The organism is Microbacterium terrae, from assembly GCF_017831975.1.
Lineage (GTDB): Bacteria > Actinomycetota > Actinomycetes > Actinomycetales > Microbacteriaceae > Microbacterium > Microbacterium terrae.
This window is the reverse complement of sequence record NZ_JAFDSS010000001.1, coordinates 1,367,510-1,384,260: the sequence shown is the minus strand read 5'-3', so window position 1 is coordinate 1,384,260 and position 16,751 is coordinate 1,367,510. Positions and strand designations below refer to the sequence as shown.

General features: G+C 70.6%; 17 protein-coding genes. 3 read left to right on the top strand and 14 right to left on the bottom strand.

Annotated elements, in window-relative coordinates; all coding sequences use genetic code 11:
- Positions 1–20: 20 nt before the first annotated feature.
- The 3 genes from dnaG to dusB are packed head-to-tail and all read right to left on the bottom strand — an operon-like array spanning position 21 to position 4,403.
- Entirely contained in the window at positions 21–1,871 is a 1,851-nt protein-coding gene (dnaG, locus tag JOD63_RS06405; protein WP_045276795.1) for a DNA primase, read from the bottom strand.
- Entirely contained in the window at positions 1,871–3,247 is a 1,377-nt protein-coding gene (locus tag JOD63_RS06400; RefSeq protein WP_045276794.1) for a deoxyguanosinetriphosphate triphosphohydrolase, read from the bottom strand. The genes dnaG and JOD63_RS06400 overlap by 1 nt, the downstream gene beginning before the upstream one ends.
- A complete protein-coding gene (gene dusB / locus JOD63_RS06395) occupies positions 3,237–4,403 on the bottom strand; it encodes a tRNA dihydrouridine synthase DusB (RefSeq protein ID WP_045276793.1) in 1,167 nt (388 codons plus the stop codon). Before dusB ends, JOD63_RS06400 begins: the two co-directional genes overlap by 11 nt.
- 90 nt (positions 4,404–4,493) lie before the next feature.
- Between dusB and JOD63_RS06390 the strand changes: the two genes are divergently transcribed.
- Positions 4,494–4,997: a glutathione peroxidase gene (locus JOD63_RS06390; protein ID WP_045276792.1), complete on the top strand. Its 504-nt coding sequence runs from the start codon at positions 4,494–4,496 to the stop codon at positions 4,995–4,997.
- A gap of 77 nt (positions 4,998–5,074) precedes the next feature.
- On the opposite strand, the gene JOD63_RS06385 is transcribed toward JOD63_RS06390, so the two are convergent.
- From JOD63_RS06385 to recO, 3 genes are read right to left on the bottom strand one after another with little or no spacing between them, the layout of a single operon-like run.
- Complete coding sequence (locus JOD63_RS06385) at positions 5,075–5,755, bottom strand: DsbA family oxidoreductase (RefSeq protein WP_045276791.1); 681 nt, start codon at positions 5,753–5,755, stop codon at positions 5,075–5,077.
- Between the two features lie 57 nt (positions 5,756–5,812).
- Positions 5,813–6,622 carry an isoprenyl transferase gene (locus JOD63_RS06380; RefSeq protein ID WP_045276790.1) on the bottom strand — a complete coding sequence of 270 codons (810 nt, stop codon included), beginning with the start codon at positions 6,620–6,622 and terminating at the stop codon, positions 5,813–5,815.
- Positions 6,619–7,359 (bottom strand): DNA repair protein RecO, encoded by a 741-nt coding sequence (gene recO / locus JOD63_RS06375; protein ID WP_045276789.1) that lies wholly within the window; start codon positions 7,357–7,359, stop codon positions 6,619–6,621. The genes JOD63_RS06380 and recO overlap by 4 nt, the downstream gene beginning before the upstream one ends.
- Positions 7,360–7,472: 113 nt before the next feature.
- Here recO and JOD63_RS06370 point away from each other — a divergent pair, with 113 nt between their 5' ends.
- Positions 7,473–8,159, top strand: a complete 687-nt coding sequence (locus tag JOD63_RS06370; protein ID WP_045276788.1) for a trimeric intracellular cation channel family protein — start codon at positions 7,473–7,475, stop codon at positions 8,157–8,159.
- 109 nt (positions 8,160–8,268) lie between these two features.
- Here JOD63_RS06370 and leuA read toward each other — a convergent pair whose 3' ends face one another.
- The gene (leuA, locus tag JOD63_RS06365; protein ID WP_045276787.1) at positions 8,269–10,029 is read right to left on the bottom strand and encodes a 2-isopropylmalate synthase; all 1,761 of its coding nucleotides are present in this window, start codon (positions 10,027–10,029) and stop codon (positions 8,269–8,271) included.
- Between the two features lie 220 nt (positions 10,030–10,249).
- Here leuA and JOD63_RS06360 point away from each other — a divergent pair, with 220 nt between their 5' ends.
- Positions 10,250–10,882 (top strand): hypothetical protein, encoded by a 633-nt coding sequence (locus JOD63_RS06360; RefSeq protein WP_045276786.1) that lies wholly within the window; start codon positions 10,250–10,252, stop codon positions 10,880–10,882.
- 15 nt (positions 10,883–10,897) lie between these two features.
- Here JOD63_RS06360 and JOD63_RS06355 read toward each other — a convergent pair whose 3' ends face one another.
- Genes JOD63_RS06355 through JOD63_RS06325 form a run of 7 tightly spaced genes read right to left on the bottom strand, consistent with a single transcriptional unit; the run spans position 10,898 to position 16,748 of the window.
- A complete protein-coding gene (locus JOD63_RS06355; protein WP_045276785.1) occupies positions 10,898–11,833 on the bottom strand; it encodes an NADP-dependent oxidoreductase in 936 nt (311 codons plus the stop codon).
- 1 nt (position 11,834) lies between these two features.
- Positions 11,835–12,731, bottom strand: coding sequence for a GTPase Era (gene era, locus JOD63_RS06350; protein WP_045276784.1), 897 nt, complete (start codon positions 12,729–12,731; stop codon positions 11,835–11,837).
- Positions 12,731–14,089 carry a hemolysin family protein gene (locus tag JOD63_RS06345; RefSeq protein WP_045276783.1) on the bottom strand — a complete coding sequence of 453 codons (1,359 nt, stop codon included), beginning with the start codon at positions 14,087–14,089 and terminating at the stop codon, positions 12,731–12,733. The genes era and JOD63_RS06345 overlap by 1 nt, the downstream gene beginning before the upstream one ends.
- Complete coding sequence (gene ybeY, locus JOD63_RS06340) at positions 14,086–14,556, bottom strand: rRNA maturation RNase YbeY (RefSeq protein ID WP_045276782.1); 471 nt, start codon at positions 14,554–14,556, stop codon at positions 14,086–14,088. The genes JOD63_RS06345 and ybeY overlap by 4 nt, the downstream gene beginning before the upstream one ends.
- Positions 14,553–15,584, bottom strand: a complete 1,032-nt coding sequence (locus tag JOD63_RS06335) for a PhoH family protein (protein ID WP_245244320.1) — start codon at positions 15,582–15,584, stop codon at positions 14,553–14,555. Before JOD63_RS06335 ends, ybeY begins: the two co-directional genes overlap by 4 nt.
- 40 nt (positions 15,585–15,624) lie before the next feature.
- A complete protein-coding gene (locus JOD63_RS06330; RefSeq protein WP_045276780.1) occupies positions 15,625–15,972 on the bottom strand; it encodes an HIT domain-containing protein in 348 nt (115 codons plus the stop codon).
- Between the two features lie 41 nt (positions 15,973–16,013).
- A complete protein-coding gene (locus JOD63_RS06325; RefSeq protein ID WP_045276779.1) occupies positions 16,014–16,748 on the bottom strand; it encodes a 16S rRNA (uracil(1498)-N(3))-methyltransferase in 735 nt (244 codons plus the stop codon).
- Between the last annotated feature and the right edge of the window lie 3 nt (positions 16,749–16,751).

The window sequence follows — 16,751 nt, the reverse complement described above, 5'->3', positions numbered from 1 at the left end:
GAGGACGGCGCCAGCGCGGTTCAGGCTTCGGCGAGCACCCGTTCGCGTTCGGCGTCGAGTTCGCGCAGGCGCACCCGGATGCGCATGCCTTCTTCGGACTGCGCCGGAACACGCTGGATGGCGCCGAGCAGCTCGCTCTTCTCCTGCGCGAGCGCGCGGATCGCGAGCCGCCGGGCGAGGTCGCCGGCGGAGGTGACGGCGGCATCATCGCTCAGAGCGGGGAAATCGCCGGCGAGGAGCTCGGCAGCGAGGGAGCGATACGGCTCCCGCACCTGGTCGATCGCATCGACCGCCCAGCCGGGACGCTGCATGTCGGCGGCCTGCGACACCGCCGCGCGGACCGCCTCGAGCGCGGGGTGGCGGAACGGGAGTGCGAGGGCTCCGGCGACGGTGGCGCCGTCGAGGCGGTGGCCGAACTGCAGGAAGCCCATCAGGGCATCGCGTTCGAGGGTGACGTCGGGGGTGCGCGGGAGGGAAGCGAGCGAGACGCGGACCGCGGGAGCCGGTTCGTCGCCGCCGGCGGCGCTCGGCGCGGGACCGTCATCACGGCGTACGGCGCTGCGACCGGCCCGTTCGACCTCGCGGCGCACGTCCTCGGTGTCCATTCCGAGCCGTCGTGCGAGCACGCGGATGTACTCCGGCTGCAGGAGCGCGTCGCGCAGTTCTGCGACGACGGGGGCGGAGGCGCGGAGCGCGCCGACGCGACCCTCGACGCTCGCGAGGTCGAAGCCGGCGATGCGCTGATCGAGCACGAACTCGACCATCGGCACCTTGCCCTCGAGGAGGGCGCGCACGGCGCCGTCGCCGCGCGCGAGGCGCAGGTCGCACGGGTCCAGGCCCTCCGGGCCGGTGGCCACGTACGTCTGGGCGTTGAAGCGCTTGGCATCGGCGAAGGCGCGCAGCGCCGCCTTCTGCCCCGCGGCATCCGGGTCGAAGGTGAAGACGACCTCGCCGGCGGTCGAATCGTCGCCCATCACCCGGCGGAGCACCGTGATGTGGTCCGACCCGAATGCCGTGCCGCAGGTCGCGATCGCGGTGGTGATCCCGGCGAGATGGCACGCCATGACGTCGGTGTACCCCTCGACCACGACGACGCGATGCTCGCGCGACACGTCGCGCTTGGCGAGGTCGAGGCCGTACAGCACCTGGGCCTTCTTGTAGATCGTCGTCTCGGGCGTGTTCAGGTATTTGGGGCCCTGGTCGTCTTCGTACAGGCGGCGCGCACCGAAGCCGATGACCTGCCCGGTGACGTCGCGGATCGGCCAGACGACGCGCCCGCGGAAGCGGTCGTAGACGCCGCGCTGGCCCTGAGACACGAGGCCCGCGGCGCTCAGCTCTTCGTCGCTGTAGCCCTGCGCGCGCAGCGCGTTGTGCATCCCCGACCACCCCTTGGGCGCGTAGCCGACCCCGAAGTGCGCCGCTGCGCCGGCATCGAAGCCGCGGTCGCCGAGGAAGCGGCGCGCGATGTCGGCTTCGGGGGCGAGCAGCTGCGAGCGGAAGAACTCCGCGGCGGCGCTGTTGGCCTGATACAGCCGGGTGCGGCCGGTGTTCTCCGGCGCCGGCCCGCCGTCTTCGTAGTGCAGGGCGAAGCCGATGCGGCCGGCGAGGCGCTCCACCGCCTCCTGGAACGACACGTGGTCCATCTTGCGCAGGAACGAGTACACGTCGCCGGACTCGCCGCAGCCGAAGCAGTGGTAGAAGCCGGCCTGCGGGCGCACGTTGAAGCTCGGGCTCCGCTCGTCATGGAACGGGCACAGACCCTTCATCGCTCCGACGCCCGCCGACTTCAGGGCGACCCGCTCGCCGATGACATCGGCGATGTTCGTCCGCGATTTGACCTCTTCGACGTCGGCCTGGCGGATGCGCGCCATCAGCGGTGCCCGTCGAACAGTGGCGTGTCGATCGCGGGCAGCGCACGAGCCGCCACGTCGACCCGAGCGCGCGCACCGGGCGCCCAGATGCCGAGGGACGCCGCGTCGATCTCCCCCACCAGCCGGCCGTGCCACGAGATCGCGACTTGGTCGGTGAGGCTCGCGACCTGATCCACGATCACGCGGCGACGCGCACGATCGGTCTCGGCGTGGCGGAAGTCGGCAGCGTGGAGCGCATCGAGCGCCTCGGGCCGCTCCCACAGCGCGGTCGCCAGGCGCTTGAGGACGCGCCGCTGCTCCTTGTAGAGCTCGCGGCGACCGTCGATCGAGACGACCACCGCGCCGATGATGCCCTTGAGCACGGCCATCTCGGCCTCGACCACGCGGGGGACGACGACGTGCGCACGGTACCGCGTGAGCACCGACACGTCGTACGCATCTCGGGTCGCCGTCGTCGCGGCACGGGCGAAGCGTCCGATGAGGTCTGACGTGAGGTTCTTGAGCCCGGCCAGATCGGCGCGGGCCCCGTCGAACGACGTGATCCACTCGGGCAGACGCGTGAGGCGGAACATCGCGTCTTCGAGCTCCTCGCGCGAGAAGTCGAAACCGACCCAGGTCTGGATCGCGGTGAGGAGCGACTCGTGCTCGGCGGGGTCCGCCAGGCGCGCGGGGTCGAGGTAGCCGTTGACCACCGCATCCTCGAAGTCGTGCACGGAGTAGGCGATGTCGTCCGAGAGGTCCATCACCTCGGCCTCGATGCACCGGACGCGCCCGGGAGCGCCGGCGCGCATCCACCGGAACACGTCCTCGTCCTCCGGGTACACGCCGAATTTCAGCCGGCCGCCGGGGTCGGGAAGGGGGTGGTCGGCGGTCCAGGGGTACTTGCACGTCGCGTCGAGGCTCGCGCGCGTCAGGTTGAGACCGTGGCTGCGGCCGTCGGGGGCGATCACCTTCGGCTCCAGACGACTGACGATCCGCAGGGTCTGCGCGTTGCCTTCGAACCCGCCGATGTCCTCCGCCCAGTCGTTCATCGCCCGTTCGCCGTTGTGGCCGAACGGCGGGTGCCCCAGGTCGTGGTTGAGGCATGCGGTGTCGACGACGTCGGCTGCCAGATGGAGCGACGTCGCGAGTTCGCGCCCCACCTGCGCCACTTCGAGGGAGTGGGTGAGGCGGTTGCGGGCGAAGTCGGCGGGGCTCGCCGGGCTCAGCACCTGCGTCTTCGCCGCGAGGCGGCGCAGCGCCGCCGAGTGGAGCACGCGGGCGCGGTCACGGGCGAAGTCATCGCGCTGCGACCGGTGCGTCTCGGAGTGGAACCGTTCGGCATCGACGTCGCCGTATCCGGTCGGGCGCGTCGCCGCGATGCCGTCAGCCGCCACTGTGGTCGAGCTCCGCTTCTGCCAGGGCGCTGGATGCCTCGGGGGCGAGGTCGCGCGAATCGAGCCAGCCCTCGGGGAGGGCGGGGCGCTTGGGTGTGCCCGCGCGGCCGCGCTGCCCCTCGGCCGCCGCTCCAGGATAGGGCGCGTCGAGATCGAGCGTCGCCAGCAGATCGTCGATCTCGGCGAGCGTCGACGCGGTGGCGAGGCTCGCACGCAGCTCTCCGCCGACGGGATAGCCCTTGAAGTACCACGCGACGTGCTTGCGGATGTCGCGGCAGCCGCGACCCTCGTCCTCGAAGAACTCCACGAGGAGCTCCGCATGTCGTCGGAAGGCGCGGGCGACGAAGCCGAGCGTCGCATCTACCGGCATCTCGGGCGCGGAGCCGGGCCGCCCGAGCGCGCGGGCGAGGTCGCCGAACAGCCAGGGCCGTCCGAGGCATCCGCGACCGACGACGACGCCGTCGCAGCCGGTCTCGGCCATCATGCGCGCGGCGTCCTCAGCCGACCAGATGTCGCCGTTCCCGAGGACGGGGATGCTCGTGACCGCCTGCTTCAGCTGGGTGATGGCCGACCAGTCGGCCTCGCCCGAGTAGAACTCCGAGGCGGTGCGGGCGTGCAGGGCGACGGCTGCGACACCGGCGTCCTCGGCGATGCGACCGGCGTCGAGGTAGGTGAGGTGGTCGCCGTCGATGCCCTTGCGCATCTTCACCGTGAGCGGGGTATCGCCTGCCGCGCGCGCGGCGCGCGTGACGATCTCGCGGAACAGCCCCAGCTTCCACGGCAGCGCGGCGCCTCCGCCCTTGCGCGTGACCTTGGGCACCGGGCATCCGAAGTTCAGATCGATGTGGTCGGCACGGTCTTCGGCGACCAGCATCCGAACTGCCGCTTCGGTGGTCGCCGGGTCCACGCCGTAGAGCTGGATCGACCGCGGCTTCTCGGACTCGTGGTGCGTGATGAGGCGCATCGTCGTCGCGTTGCGCTCGACGAGGGCGCGGGTGGTGATCATCTCGCTGACGTAGAGGCCGGCCCCGTACTCGCGGCACAGTCGCCGGAAAGCGGTGTTGGTGATGCCGGCCATCGGCGCGAGCACGACGGGCGCATCGAGTTCGATGGGTCCGATCCGGAGCGTCCGAGCGGGGGCGATGGCGGTTGTCACTCCCCCATCCTCCCAGACGCAGGCTGTGCGAGCGCGGCGAACCGGGCGTGCGGCGGCCCCCGCCACGTGAAGAGCGGTTAGCCTGTCGCTATGACCGAGGCCACGACCACTGATCTTCGCGACATCCCCTTCCAGACCGCCGACGGCGGCAGCGCGACGCTGGCGGACTACGCCGACCAGGTCGTGCTCGTCGTGAACGTCGCCTCGCGGTGCGGACTGACACCGCAGTACGAGCAGCTCGAGCAGCTTCAGCGTGCGTACGCCGACCGCGGATTCACTGTGCTCGGGTTCCCGTGCAACCAGTTCATGGGGCAGGAGCCGGGGTCGATGGACGAGATCCTCGAGTACTGCTCGACGACCTGGGGGGTCAGCTTCCCCGTCTTCGACAAGGTGAAGGTCAACGGCGGCAAGGCCGCGCCGCTGTACAAGGCCCTGAAGAAGGCCGACGACGCCGAGGGCAACCGCGGCCCGATCCAGTGGAACTTCGAGAAGTTCGTCATCGCGCCCGGCGGCGAACTGCACCGCTTCCGCCCGAAGACGAAGCCCGACGACCCGGCCATCGTGGCGGTCATCGAGGCGAACCTTCCGCGCTGACCCGCTTTCCTGATCCAGACGCGCATCAGCCCCCGACACTCCGGTGAGCATCGGGGGCTGATCGCTGTCTGGCCGAATCAGGCGTCGACGTCTGCGGGCTCGCGGTGCTCGGCCCACACCTGCCGCACGATCTGCGCGAAGGCGTCGGCCGGCTGGGCGCCCGACACGCCGTACTTGCCGTCGATGACGAAGAACGGCACCCCGTTGATGCCGTAGGCGGATGCCTGCGCCTGATCGGCACGCACCGCGGCGAGGAAGCGACCGCTCCGCAGGGCCTCACGTGCGCCGTCGGCGTCGAGTCCGGCGTCGGCGGCGAGCGAGACGAGCTCGTCCTCTTCACCGAGGTGTCGGCCCTCGGTGAAGTACGCCGACATGAGGCGCTCGGCGAGCACCGCCTGGCGACCCTGCTCCTTCGCGTAATGGAGGAGCTCGTGCGCCTTCACCGTGTTGGTGTGCTTGAGCAGATCGAAGCGGTAGGCGAGACCGGCGTCCGCCGCGACGCCCGTGACGCGCTCCAGCATCTGCTGTGCCTGCTCGGTCGACACGCCCTTGTGCGTGGCGAGGTACTCTGCCTCACCGCCGTCGAAGTCGACGGGGGTGTCGGGTGAGAGCTCGAAGGAATGGAAGACCACCTCGACCTCGGGGGCATCCTCGTCGGCGGCCGCGGCTGCCAGTCCGTTCTCGAGATTCCGCTTGCCGATGTAGCACCAGGGGCAGGCGATGTCACTCCACACGTCGATCTTGATGGCATCCGTCATGCTGAGGGCAACCACCGCTCACCCCGCGTCTATTCCGGCGGATGCATACTGGGATGCTCAGCCGGCGGTTCCCGGGGTGTCCACGGCGCCGCCGAATCGCCGGTCGCGGTCGAGGTACAGCCCGATCGCCTCCCACAGATCGACTCGGGAGAAGTCCGGCCACAGCGTGTCGAGGAAGACGAACTCCGCGTAGGCGGACTCCCACAGGAGGAAGTTCGACGTGCGCTGCTCGCCGCTGGAGCGCACGAACAGATCGACGTCGGGCATGTCGGGCAGGTACAGCCGCTTCTGGATGAGCTTCTCCGACACCGCCGACGGCTTGAGGATGCCGGCCGCCACGTCGTCGGCGATCGAGCGCACCGCGTCGGCGATCTCGACACGCCCGCCGTAATTCACGCACATCGTGAGCGTGAGCACGTCGTTGCCGGCGGTCAGCCGCTCCGCATGCTGGAGTTCCTTGATGACGCTCGACCACAGGCGGGGCTTGCGCCCAGCCCAGCGCACGCGCACCCCCCATTCGTTGAGCTGGTCGCGGCGGCGGTGCAGGACATCGCGGTTGAACCCCATGAGGAAGCGCACCTCGTCGGGCGACCGCGACCAGTTCTCGGTCGAGAAGGCGTAGACCGACAGGTGCTTGACGCCGGCCTGGATCGCGCCGGCGACGACATCGAGCAGGGCTGCCTCGCCTGCCTTGTGACCTTCGACGCGCGTGAGTCCGCGCCGGTTCGCCCACCGGCCGTTGCCGTCCATGACGATCGCGACGTGGTTCGGCACCGCGCCGCGCGGAAAGGCGGGCGGGTACACGCCGGTCCAGTCGAGCGGTCGGTACGGCACCGCATCGCGGTGCGTGTAGGGCTTCGGTGTCACCGGGGTCCTTCCTCGGGTGCGGCGACGTGGGCGAGCGAGCGGATGCCACGCTCGAGGTGCCACTGCGCGTAGGCGGCGATGAGTCCGGATGCGCCGGCCGTCGCCCGTGGGGGCGCGGCATCCACCTCGTCCCACTCCCCCGCCATCAGCGACCGCAGGAGGCCGGCTGTCGCGTCGTCGAGCCGTGCGGCGCCGACCGGCGCGCAGTCCCGGCAGATCGTTCCGCCCAGCTGCGCGACGAACGCGTCGTGGGGGCCGACGGTGCCGCAGCGCGCGCACTCGGAGAGGGCAGGCGCCCAGCCCGACAGCGCCATCGCGCGCAGCAGATACGAGTCGAGGATGCTGCGTGCCGCGTGCTCGCCCTTCGCCAGAGCGCGGAGGCCTCCTACCAGGAGCAGGTATTGCTGGGGGGTGGCCTCGGCCTCGTTGAGCCGGTCGGCAGCCTCGACCATCGCGTGCGCCGACGTGTAGCGGTCGTAGTGCACCGCGATGTCGGCGCCGTACGAGCCCAGCGACTCGGCCTGCTGCACCACGTCGAGGGAGCGGCCCTCGTAGAGCTGCACGTCGGCGACCATGAACGGCTCGAGGCGCGAGCCGAAGCGCGACGAGGTGCGTCGGACGCCCTTCGCGACGGCGCGGAGCTTGCCGTGACGGCGGCTCAGCATCGTCACGATCCTGTCGGCCTCACCCAGCTTGTGGGTGCGCAGGACCACGACCTCATCGCGGTAGGTGGGCACCAGACGATTATCCTCCGCCGCCGCACCGGCGGCGCCATGGCGCACCGCCGGAGTGCTCCCCGTGTGAGAATCCGGATGCGCGCATTCGCGCGCCATGCCGCGAGAATGTACGGGTGAACGAGCCGGTCTTCGTCATCCCGCTCTGGGCGGACCTCATCGCCGTGGGCCTCGGCGGCATCCAGGGTGCACTGTTCGCGTCGGGCTTCCGCGGCGACCGCCGCCTCGACTTCCTCGGCGTCGCCATCATCGGCATCGTCGTCGGCATGGGCGGAGGACTCATCCGCGATCTGCTCCTCAACGTGACTCCCACGACCCTGCAGAGCAACTGGTACCTGCTCACCGCCACCGGCGCGGCCCTGGTCGGGATGCTGCTGGCCGGGGTCTTCCAGCGCGTCAACGCCGTCATCCTCGGCCTCGATGCCCTGGTGATCGGCATGTTCGGCGCCTTCGGCACCAGCAAGGCGCTCGTCGTCGGTCTGCCGCCCGTGCCCGCGATCTTCGTCGGCGTCTGCGCGGCGGTGGGCGGCGGCATCCTGCGCGACGTGATCATGGGTCTGCCCGTCGCGATCATGCACGTCGGCTCGCTGTACGCCGTCGCGGCGGGCGTCGGATGCCTCGTGCTCGCGGCCACCCACGCGCTCGGCGTCGACATCGTCGTGGCCTCGATCATCGGCATCGTGGTGACCACGGTGATCCGGCTGCTCGCCGTGATCTTCGACATCTCGCTGCCCGAGCAGCGCGCGCTCTACCGGCGCAAGGTCGCGGTCGAGACGACCGCCATCCCGATCATCAAGCCCTGACCCGCTGCGCGCGTCTCATCCTGTCGCTGCGGTCTCGCTCGGCGCTCCTCACTCGACGGCCGGGCACAGGTCCCGGCCGTCGAGCAAGCGCATCTGCTCGAGTCGGGCGTCAGGCGTCGACGAGCTCGCCGGCGCTCTCGCGGATGCGGATGGCGCGGTTCACGCCCGACACGATCGCCTTGAGCGACGCCGTGGAGATGTCTCCGTCGATGCCGACGCCCCAGAGGCGCTCCCCGTCGACCTGCAGCTCGACGTACGCAGCGGCCTGTGCGTCGCCGCCCGCGCTCAGCGCGTGCTCGACGTAGTCGTAGAGCGTCACGTCGAAGCCGGCGCCGCGCACGATCTCGAGGAACGCGGCGACCGGACCGTTGCCGTGCCCGGAGGTCGAGACCGTCTCCTCGCCCGCGCGCAGGGTCACGTCCAACGCGACGTCGCCCGACATGTCGCTGCGCGTGCTCGTCGCCAGCAGCTCGTAGCGTCCCCAGCGATCGTCGGCGACGGAAGACGGCAGGTACTCGTCGGTGAAGATCGACCAGATCTGGTCGCTCGTCATCTCGCCGCCTTCGGCGTCGGTCTTCGCCTGAACCACGCCCGAGAACTCGATCTGCAGCTTGCGGGGCAGATCCAGCGAGTGGTCGGACTTCAGGAGGTACGCGACGCCGCCCTTGCCCGACTGCGAGTTGACCCGGATCACGGCCTCGTACGACCGGCCGAGGTCCTTGGGGTCGATCGGCAGGTACGGGACCGCCCACTCGATCTCGTCGACGGTGACGCCGGCGGCATCGGCGCGCGCCTCCATCGCCTCGAAGCCTTTCTTGATCGCGTCCTGGTGCGATCCCGAGAAGGCGGTGAAGACGAGGTCGCCCGCCCAGGGGCTGCGCTCCGGAACCGGCAGCTGATTGCAGTACTCGGCGGTGCGCTTGACCTGGTCGATGTCGCTGAAGTCGATCTGCGGGTCGATGCCCTGGGTCAGCAGGTTGATGCCGAGCGCGACCAGATCGACGTTGCCGGTGCGCTCCCCGTTGCCGAACAGGCACCCCTCGATGCGGTCGGCGCCGGCCATGTAACCGAGCTCTGCGGCCGCGATCGCGGTGCCGCGGTCGTTGTGGGGGTGCAGCGACAGGATGACGTTCTCGCGGTGGGCGAGGTTGCGCGACATCCACTCGATCGAATCGGCGTAGACGTTGGGCGTCGCCATCTCGACCGTCGCGGGCAGGTTGATGATCACCTTGCGGTCGGGAGTGGGCTCGAGCACCTCGAGCACCTGGTTGCAGATGTCGACTGCGAACTCGAGTTCGGTGCCCGTGTAGCTCTCGGGCGAGTACTCGTAGTACACCTTCGTGTCGGGGATGCGCTTCTCGAACTCGCGGCACAGGCGCGCGCCCTCGAGCGCGATGTCGATGATGCCCTGCTTGTCGGTGCGGAAGACCACCTCGCGCTGCAGCACGCTCGTGGAGTTGTACAGGTGCACGATGGCCTGCTTGGCGCCGGCGATCGACTCGTACGTGCGCTCGATGAGGTGCTCGCGCGCCTGGGTCAGCACCTGGATGGTGACGTCGTCGGGGATAAGATCCTCTTCGATCAGCTGCCGCACGAAATCGAAGTCGGTCTGGCTGGCCGAGGGGAACCCGACCTCGATCTCCTTGTAGCCCATGCTCACGAGCAGGTCGAACATGATGCGCTTGCGCTCGGGGCTCATCGGGTCGATCAGCGCCTGGTTGCCGTCGCGGAGGTCAACGGCGCACCAGCGCGGCGCGGTGGTGATGCGCTGTGCGGGCCAGGTGCGGTCGGGCAGATCCACCCGGATCTGCTCGTGGAACGGCCGATACTTGTGGATCGGCATGCCGGACGGCTTCTGGGAGTTCTCCATGATGGTCGCTTCACTTCTGTGTTGGATCGGCGGTCCGAACGGCCGACGCGATACCGGATGATGCGGGCCAACGACGAAGCTCCGCGACGAGGAAGGCCCTAGAACGAGGTCTCGTCGCGGCGGCTAAGAAGGAGAAGCCGGCCGAAGCGCATGCGTCGATGTTAGCAGGATGTCGCCGAAGCGGGCGAGACGATCGCTTTGTGCACGACACTGACCAGATATGACCCGTCATCGCCGACTTCCTGCTCTCACCGCCCTCACGATCGTCGCCGCCGTGCTGGTGACCGGCTGCGCGACCGCAGCGCCCGCCGGCGATGCCCCGCCCGGAAGCTCTCTCGGCTCGCTGTGGCCGGCGCCGCCGGAGGGCGAGGTGATCGCCCAGGGGATGGTGATGGACGTCGCGGGCGTTGTCGAGCTGTGCCTCGGCGCGGTTCAGGAGTCGTACCCGCCGCAGTGCTCCGGACTCCCCCTCGCCGAGTGGTCGTGGGACAGGCTCGACGGTTCCGAGACCTCGGGCGACGTGACGTGGGGCTCCTACGCGGTGCAGGGCACGTACGACGGCGAGACGTTCACCGTCACCCAGCCGCCGATCATGCTGGCGCTCTACGACCCGATGATGCTCGACGACCCGACCGGCGGCGAGCCGGGAGCCGGAGACGAGGCTGAGCTGCAGGAGATCCAGGACGGGCTGCCGGATGCACTCGGCGACGCGCTCCTCGGATCGACTCCCGACAACGGGTGGCTCTGGGTAGACGTCGTCTGGGACGACGGCACCTGGCAGGACGCCGCCGATGCCGACTACGGGGAGGGCGTCGTCGTCATCCGCTCCGCGCTGCGCGCGATCGACGGCTGAGCTGCCCGACCGCCGTCACGGGATGAGTGCGATCTTCCCGCCGGTGTGCCCCGCCATGAGGTGGGCCGCGGCCTCCTTCGCGTCGGCGAGCGGGTAGGTCGTCGCGAGGGGCACCTCGAGCGAGCCCGACGCTGCGAGGTCGAGGAGCCGGGCGCGGGCGGCGTCGCGGAACCGGGCGCTGGCCGGCAGCGCCCCCGCGACGGCGCGGAATCCGGACTCCGCGGCGCGTGCCGCGGCGACGATGGTGACGATTCGGGAGCGGTCGGCGACGAGGTCGAGCGACACGTCGACGGCTTCGGCCGTGCCGACGCAGTCGAGCGCCGCCGCCACCGGCGACGGCGCGGCCTCGCGCACCCGCGCGGCGAGCCCGTCGCCGTAGCGGACCGGGATGCCGCCGTACCGTCGTACACGCTCGGCGCCGTGCTCACCCGCCGTCCCCACGACCCGCACGCCCAGAAGCCGAGCCTGCTGGAGGACGCTCACCCCGACCGCGCCGGAGGCGCCGTGCACCAGGATGGTCTCGCCCGCTCCGGCGCTCACCACGTCGAGCATCTCGGCCGCCGTCGTGCCGGCGAGGAGGAGGTTCGCGGCCTCGGCGTGGCTGAGCCGCGCCGGCTTCGCGAACACCGTCGACGCGTCGACCGTGAGTGCGGTGGCGTAGCCTCCCTGCACACGGAAGGCCACCACCTCGTCACCGATCCGCGCGGCGCCGGAGCCGATCACGGTGTCGGGGCCGATCGCGGTGAGCACGCCGGAGACCTCGTACCCGATCGGCACGGGGAACGTCGCCCCAGGGCGCTCCGACGCGACGTGCTTGACGTCGGCGGGGTTCATCCCCGCGGCGCGCACCGCGATCGTCACCTCGCCGCTGCCGGGCGCCGGCACCTCGTGCTCGACGAACTCCCAGACCTCCGGGGTGCCCGGCCGCGGCGCGATCCAGTGCGCGGCCACGTCAGAACCCGAGCCGCCCGAGCTGCTTGGGGTCGCGCTGCCATTCCTTGGCGACGCGCACGTGGAGCTTGAGGAACACGTTCGTCCCCACCAGGGGCTCGATCTGCGCGCGGGCGCGTGCACCCACGTCGCGCAGGCGCGAGCCCTTGTGGCCGATGATGATGGCCTTCTGGCTGTCGCGCTCGACGATGAGGTTCGCGTGGATGTCGGTCATCGACCCCGTCTCGCGCTGCGCGATGTCTTCGATCGTGACCGCGATCGAGTGCGGCAGCTCGTCACGCACGCCCTCCAGCGCGGCCTCGCGGATGATCTCGGCGATGCGGTCCTCGAGCGTCTCGTCGGTGACGACGCCCTCGGGGTACAGCGCAGGACCCACCGGCATCAGGGCGAGCAGCTCGTCGGAGAGCACGTCGAGCTGCTCGTGGGCGACGGCGGACAGCGGGATGACGGCCGCCCAGTCCTCGCGGAGGCTGTCGACCTCCATCAGGCGCTCCGTGATCTGGTCGCGGGACGCGGCATCCGTCTTCGTCACGATCGCGACCTTCTTGGCGCGCCCGTACCCCGACAGCGACTCGGCGATGCGCCGGTCTCCGGGGCCGACCTTCTCGGTCGCCGGCACGCAGAAGCCGATCACGTCGACGTCTCCGAGCACCTGCTCGACGAGGTCGTTCAGGCGCTGCCCGAGGAGGGTGCGCGGCTTGTGGAGGCCCGGGGTGTCGACGATGACGAGCTGGCCGCTCGGGCGGTTCAGGATGCCGCGGATCGCGCGCCTCGTCGTCTGCGGCTTGTCGCTGGTGATGGCGACCTTCTCGCCGACGAGTGCGTTCGTGAGCGTCGACTTGCCCACATTGGGTCGTCCTACGAACGTCACGAAACCGGATCGGGTCTGCTCGGCCATCATCTTCCGCCCTTCTTGACCACACGGGTCTCGCCCGTGCGGGGTGCGACCACGCGGATCTCGCCGGTGCGCGGGTGTCGTGCGGCGGCAGGCTCGGCCTCGTCGGCCGTGTCGCTGCGCTCGACGAAGACCGTCGCGATCCCGCGACCGCGGCCGCGCGTGGCGCCGCCGGTCATCACGAGGCCGGCGTAGTCCGCCGTCGCGCCCGGCTGCGGGATGCGTCCGAGCGCCTTGCCGAGGAGCCCGCCGATCGAGTCGACGTCCTCGTCGTCGAGTTCGAGCCCGAACAGGTCGCCGACCTCGTCGAGTCCGAGGCGCGAGCTCACCCGGTAGTGCCCGGGCGCGAGCTCGGTGACCTCGTCGGCGCGGGGGTCGTACTCGTCGGCGATCTCGCCCACGAGCTCCTCGATGAGGTCTTCCAGGGTCACGAGGCCCGAGACGCCGCCGTACTCGTCGACGACGAGGCAGACGTGCACCGCATCGCGCTTCATCTGCTGCAGGAGCGTCTCGGCCTTCATCGACTCGGGGATGAACACCGCCGGCCGGGTGATGCGCGTGATCGGGGCATCGCGCCAGCCGGCCTCATCGCGGAAGCCGAACTGCACGAGGTCTTTGAGATAGAGGACGCCGGTGACGTCGTCGGCGTCGTCATCGACGACGGGGACGCGCGACACCCCCTTGTCGAGGAACACCGCCATCGCCTCGCGCGTGGTCGAGGATGCGTCGACCGTGACCATGTCGGTGCGCGGCACCATCACCTCGCGCACGAACGCGTCGGTGAAGTCGAACACCGAGTGGATGAGCTCCCGGTCGTCCTCCTCGATGAGCTCGTTCTCGGTCGCCTCGTCGATGATGCTGAGCAGCTGCTCCTCCGACGCGAACGACGAGCTCCGAGCGCCGGGCGTGATGCGTGTGCCGAGGGCGACGAGGCCATGCGCGAGCGGCCCGAGGATGATGCGCACTCCGCGGATGATGGGTGCGGCCCAGCGCAGCAGACCCTTCGCGTGCCGACGACCGACCGACCGGGGGCTCGCGCCGACGACGACGTACGAGATCCCCGTCATGAGCACGGCGGCGGCGAGCATGGCCCACCAGATGCTGTTGAACAGGTCGACCAGCGCGACCGTGACGAGCACGGCAGCCGTCGTCTCGGCGAGCACGCGGATGAAGTTCACCGCGGTCGAGTGCGCCTCGGGGTCGGCGCCGATCCGCCCGAGCGCGGCGGCGTTGCGGCCGCCGGCGGCGAGATCGGCCAGGTCGGCGCGGGAGGTGACGCCGAGCGCCGCGTCGACGGCGACCATGAGGGCGCCGAAGGCGAGCAGGACGACGGCGGCGGCGAGGAGGAGGGCGGCGGTCATGCGCGGGGTCGTCGGCGCTCGGATGCCTCGAACGCCGAGATCAGCTCGCGCTGCAGTCCGAACATCTCGCGCTCCTCCTCGGGCTCGGCGTGGTCGAAGCCGAGGAGGTGGAGGAGCCCGTGGGTGGTGAGCATGACGAGCTCGTCCTGCGTGGAGTGCTTCGCCGCGACCGCCTGGGTCTCGGCGACCTGCGGGCACAGCACGATGTCGCCGAGCAGACCCGGAGGCGTCGGCGCGTCTTCGGTGCCCGGTCGCAGCTCGTCCATGGGGAAGCTGAGCACGTCGGTGGGGCCGGGCTCGTCCATCCACTGCACGTGGAGCGACTCCATCGCGCCCTCGTCGACGAGGAGGATCGCCACGTCGGCGTCGGCGCTCACGTGCAGTTCGGCGAAGTTGTGCTCCATCAGGCGCAGCAGCACCGTCTCGTCGACGGCGATCCCGGATTCGTTGCTGATCTCGATGGTCATGATGAACGTCCTCGCTTGGGCATGTGGTCGCGCGGGCCGCCGGGGCGCGGGGCGCCTCGGCGCTCGGCTCGGTTGGCGAATTCGCTCGCCTCGTCGCGCTCGCGGCGCGCGGCCAGCCGACGCTCGTCGTATTCGCTGTACGCGTCGACGATGCGGCCCACCAGCGTGTGGCGCACCACGTCGTCGCTCGTCAGGTACGAGAAGTGGATGTCGTCGATGTCGCCGAGCACCCGGGTCACGAGGCGGAGTCCCGAGGCCCCCTGGGGCAGGTCGACCTGCGTGATGTCGCCGGTGACGACCATGCGCGTGCCGAAGCCGAGACGCGTGAGGAACATCTTCATCTGCTCGGGCGTGGTGTTCTGCGCCTCGTCGAGCACGACGAACGAGTCGTTCAGCGTACGGCCGCGCATGTAGGCGAGCGGGGCGACCTCGATCGTCCCCGTCGCCATCAGCTTCGGCACGAGCTCGGGGTCGAGCATCTCGTTCAGCGCGTCGTACAGCGGCCGCAGATACGGGTCGATCTTGTCGGTGAGCGTTCCCGGCAGGAATCCGAGCCGCTCCCCCGCCTCGACCGCCGGCCGGGTGAGGATGATGCGGCTGACCTCCTTGCGCTGCAGCGCCTGCACGGCCTTGGCCATCGCGAGATACGTCTTGCCGGTACCGGCCGGGCCGATGCCGAAGACGATCGTGTTCTCCTCGATGGCGTCGACGTATGCCTTCTGACCGAGGGTCTTCGGGCGGATCACCTTGCCTCGCGACGACAGGATCGCCTCCCCGAGCACCTCCGAGGGGCGCGGCCCGCCGTCGCTGCGGAGGATGCGGTTCGACGACGACACGTCGGACTCGCCGAGCGCGTGCCCCGCTTTCGTCATAGCGAGCAGCTCGTCGACGAGCGTGCGTGCGGCGGCGACGGCATCCGCCTCTCCCGTCAGGGTGATCTCATTGCCGCGGACGTGGACGTCGACGCCGGGGTGCTCGCGCTCGACGACGCGCAGCAGCCGGTCCTGCGGGCCGAGCAGCTGCACCATGGCGACGCCGTCGGCGTACACGCGTTCGATCGTGGGTTCGTCAGCCACCGAGGCTCGACTCCTTCAGTCCGCCGGCCAGCACATGGGCGTGAACGTGGAACACCGTCTGGCCGGCGCCGGCGCCGCGGTTGAACACGAGACGGAAATCACCGTCGGAGAGGTCTGCGGCCACCGAGTTCGCGAGGCCGACGATCTCGGTGAGGAGAGCCGGATCACCGGCTGCGAGCTCCACGACGTCGCGGTACGTCGCGTCGCGCGGGAAGACGACGACGTGGACCGGAGCCTGCGGCGCGATGTCCTTGATGGCCACCGCGTTCTCGGTCTCGGCGACGACCTCGGCGGGGATCTCGCCGTTCAGGATGCGCGTGAACACGCTGGGCTCGCTCATGGATTCAGTCTAGCCAGCAGGGCGGTGCGCGGACCGGTCGGTCACCAGCGGCCGAGTGCGGCGTTGACGACCGACAGTGCGGCCGGCCCGGCGGTCGAGGTGCGCAGCACGGTCGCGCCGAGGCGCACCGCGGTCGCACCGGCAGCCGTGAGCGCTGCCAGCTCCTCCGGGGCGAACCCGCCCTCCGGGCCCACGACGAACACGAGGTCGCCGTCGCCGGCGGCCAGGTCGAGTCCGGTGAGCGGCGTGTCGGCGGTCGGTTCGAGGAGGAGGACTCGCGCGGTGGATGCCAGCGCCGCGAGGGCGCGGGTGGTCGTGAGCTCGCCGATCTCGGGAACCCACGAGCGATGGGCCTGCTTCGCAGCCTCGCGCACGATCGTGGCCCAGCGGGCCCGCCCCTTCTCGGCCTTCGCCGAGTCCCAGCGCGAGACGCTCCGGGACGCCTGCCACGGGATGATCGCATCGACGCCGAGCTCGGTCGCGGCCTGGATCGCCAGCTCGTCGCGGTCGCCCTTCGCCAGCGCCTGCACCAGCACGACGCGGGGGGACGGCTGCGGATCGGTGCGACGCGCAGCGATCACCACCACCACTTCGCGCGCCGCGACCGAGGCGACCTCGCCGGTGAGCCAGACGCCTGCACCGTCGCCCACCGTCACTGCTTCGCCGGCGCGGACGCGCCGCACCGTCGCCGCATGGTGCGCCTCGGCGCCGGTGAGCACGACCTCGTCGCCGGCCTCGGCGGTCAGCGGTCCTTCGAGCAGGAAGTGCAGCGCCATGGC

Excerpts from the sequence above, each read along its gene's own strand:
- dnaG (WP_045276795.1), bottom strand. The coding sequence starts at position 1,871 with ATGGCGCGCATCCGCCAGGCCGACGTCGAAGAGGTCAAATCGCGGACG.
- JOD63_RS06390 (WP_045276792.1), top strand. The coding sequence starts at position 4,494 with ATGACCGAGGCCACGACCACTGATCTTCGCGACATCCCCTTCCAGACC.
- JOD63_RS06385 (WP_045276791.1), bottom strand. The coding sequence starts at position 5,755 with ATGACGGATGCCATCAAGATCGACGTGTGGAGTGACATCGCCTGCCCC.
- leuA (WP_045276787.1), bottom strand. The coding sequence starts at position 10,029 with ATGGAGAACTCCCAGAAGCCGTCCGGCATGCCGATCCACAAGTATCGG.
- JOD63_RS06360 (WP_045276786.1), top strand. The coding sequence starts at position 10,250 with ATGACCCGTCATCGCCGACTTCCTGCTCTCACCGCCCTCACGATCGTC.
- era (WP_045276784.1), bottom strand. The coding sequence starts at position 12,731 with ATGGCCGAGCAGACCCGATCCGGTTTCGTGACGTTCGTAGGACGACCC.
- JOD63_RS06345 (WP_045276783.1), bottom strand. The coding sequence starts at position 14,089 with ATGACCGCCGCCCTCCTCCTCGCCGCCGCCGTCGTCCTGCTCGCCTTC.
- ybeY (WP_045276782.1), bottom strand. The coding sequence starts at position 14,556 with ATGACCATCGAGATCAGCAACGAATCCGGGATCGCCGTCGACGAGACG.
- JOD63_RS06335 (WP_245244320.1), bottom strand. The coding sequence starts at position 15,584 with ATGGTGCAGCTGCTCGGCCCGCAGGACCGGCTGCTGCGCGTCGTCGAG.
- JOD63_RS06330 (WP_045276780.1), bottom strand. The coding sequence starts at position 15,972 with ATGAGCGAGCCCAGCGTGTTCACGCGCATCCTGAACGGCGAGATCCCC.
- JOD63_RS06325 (WP_045276779.1), bottom strand. The coding sequence starts at position 16,748 with ATGGCGCTGCACTTCCTGCTCGAAGGACCGCTGACCGCCGAGGCCGGC.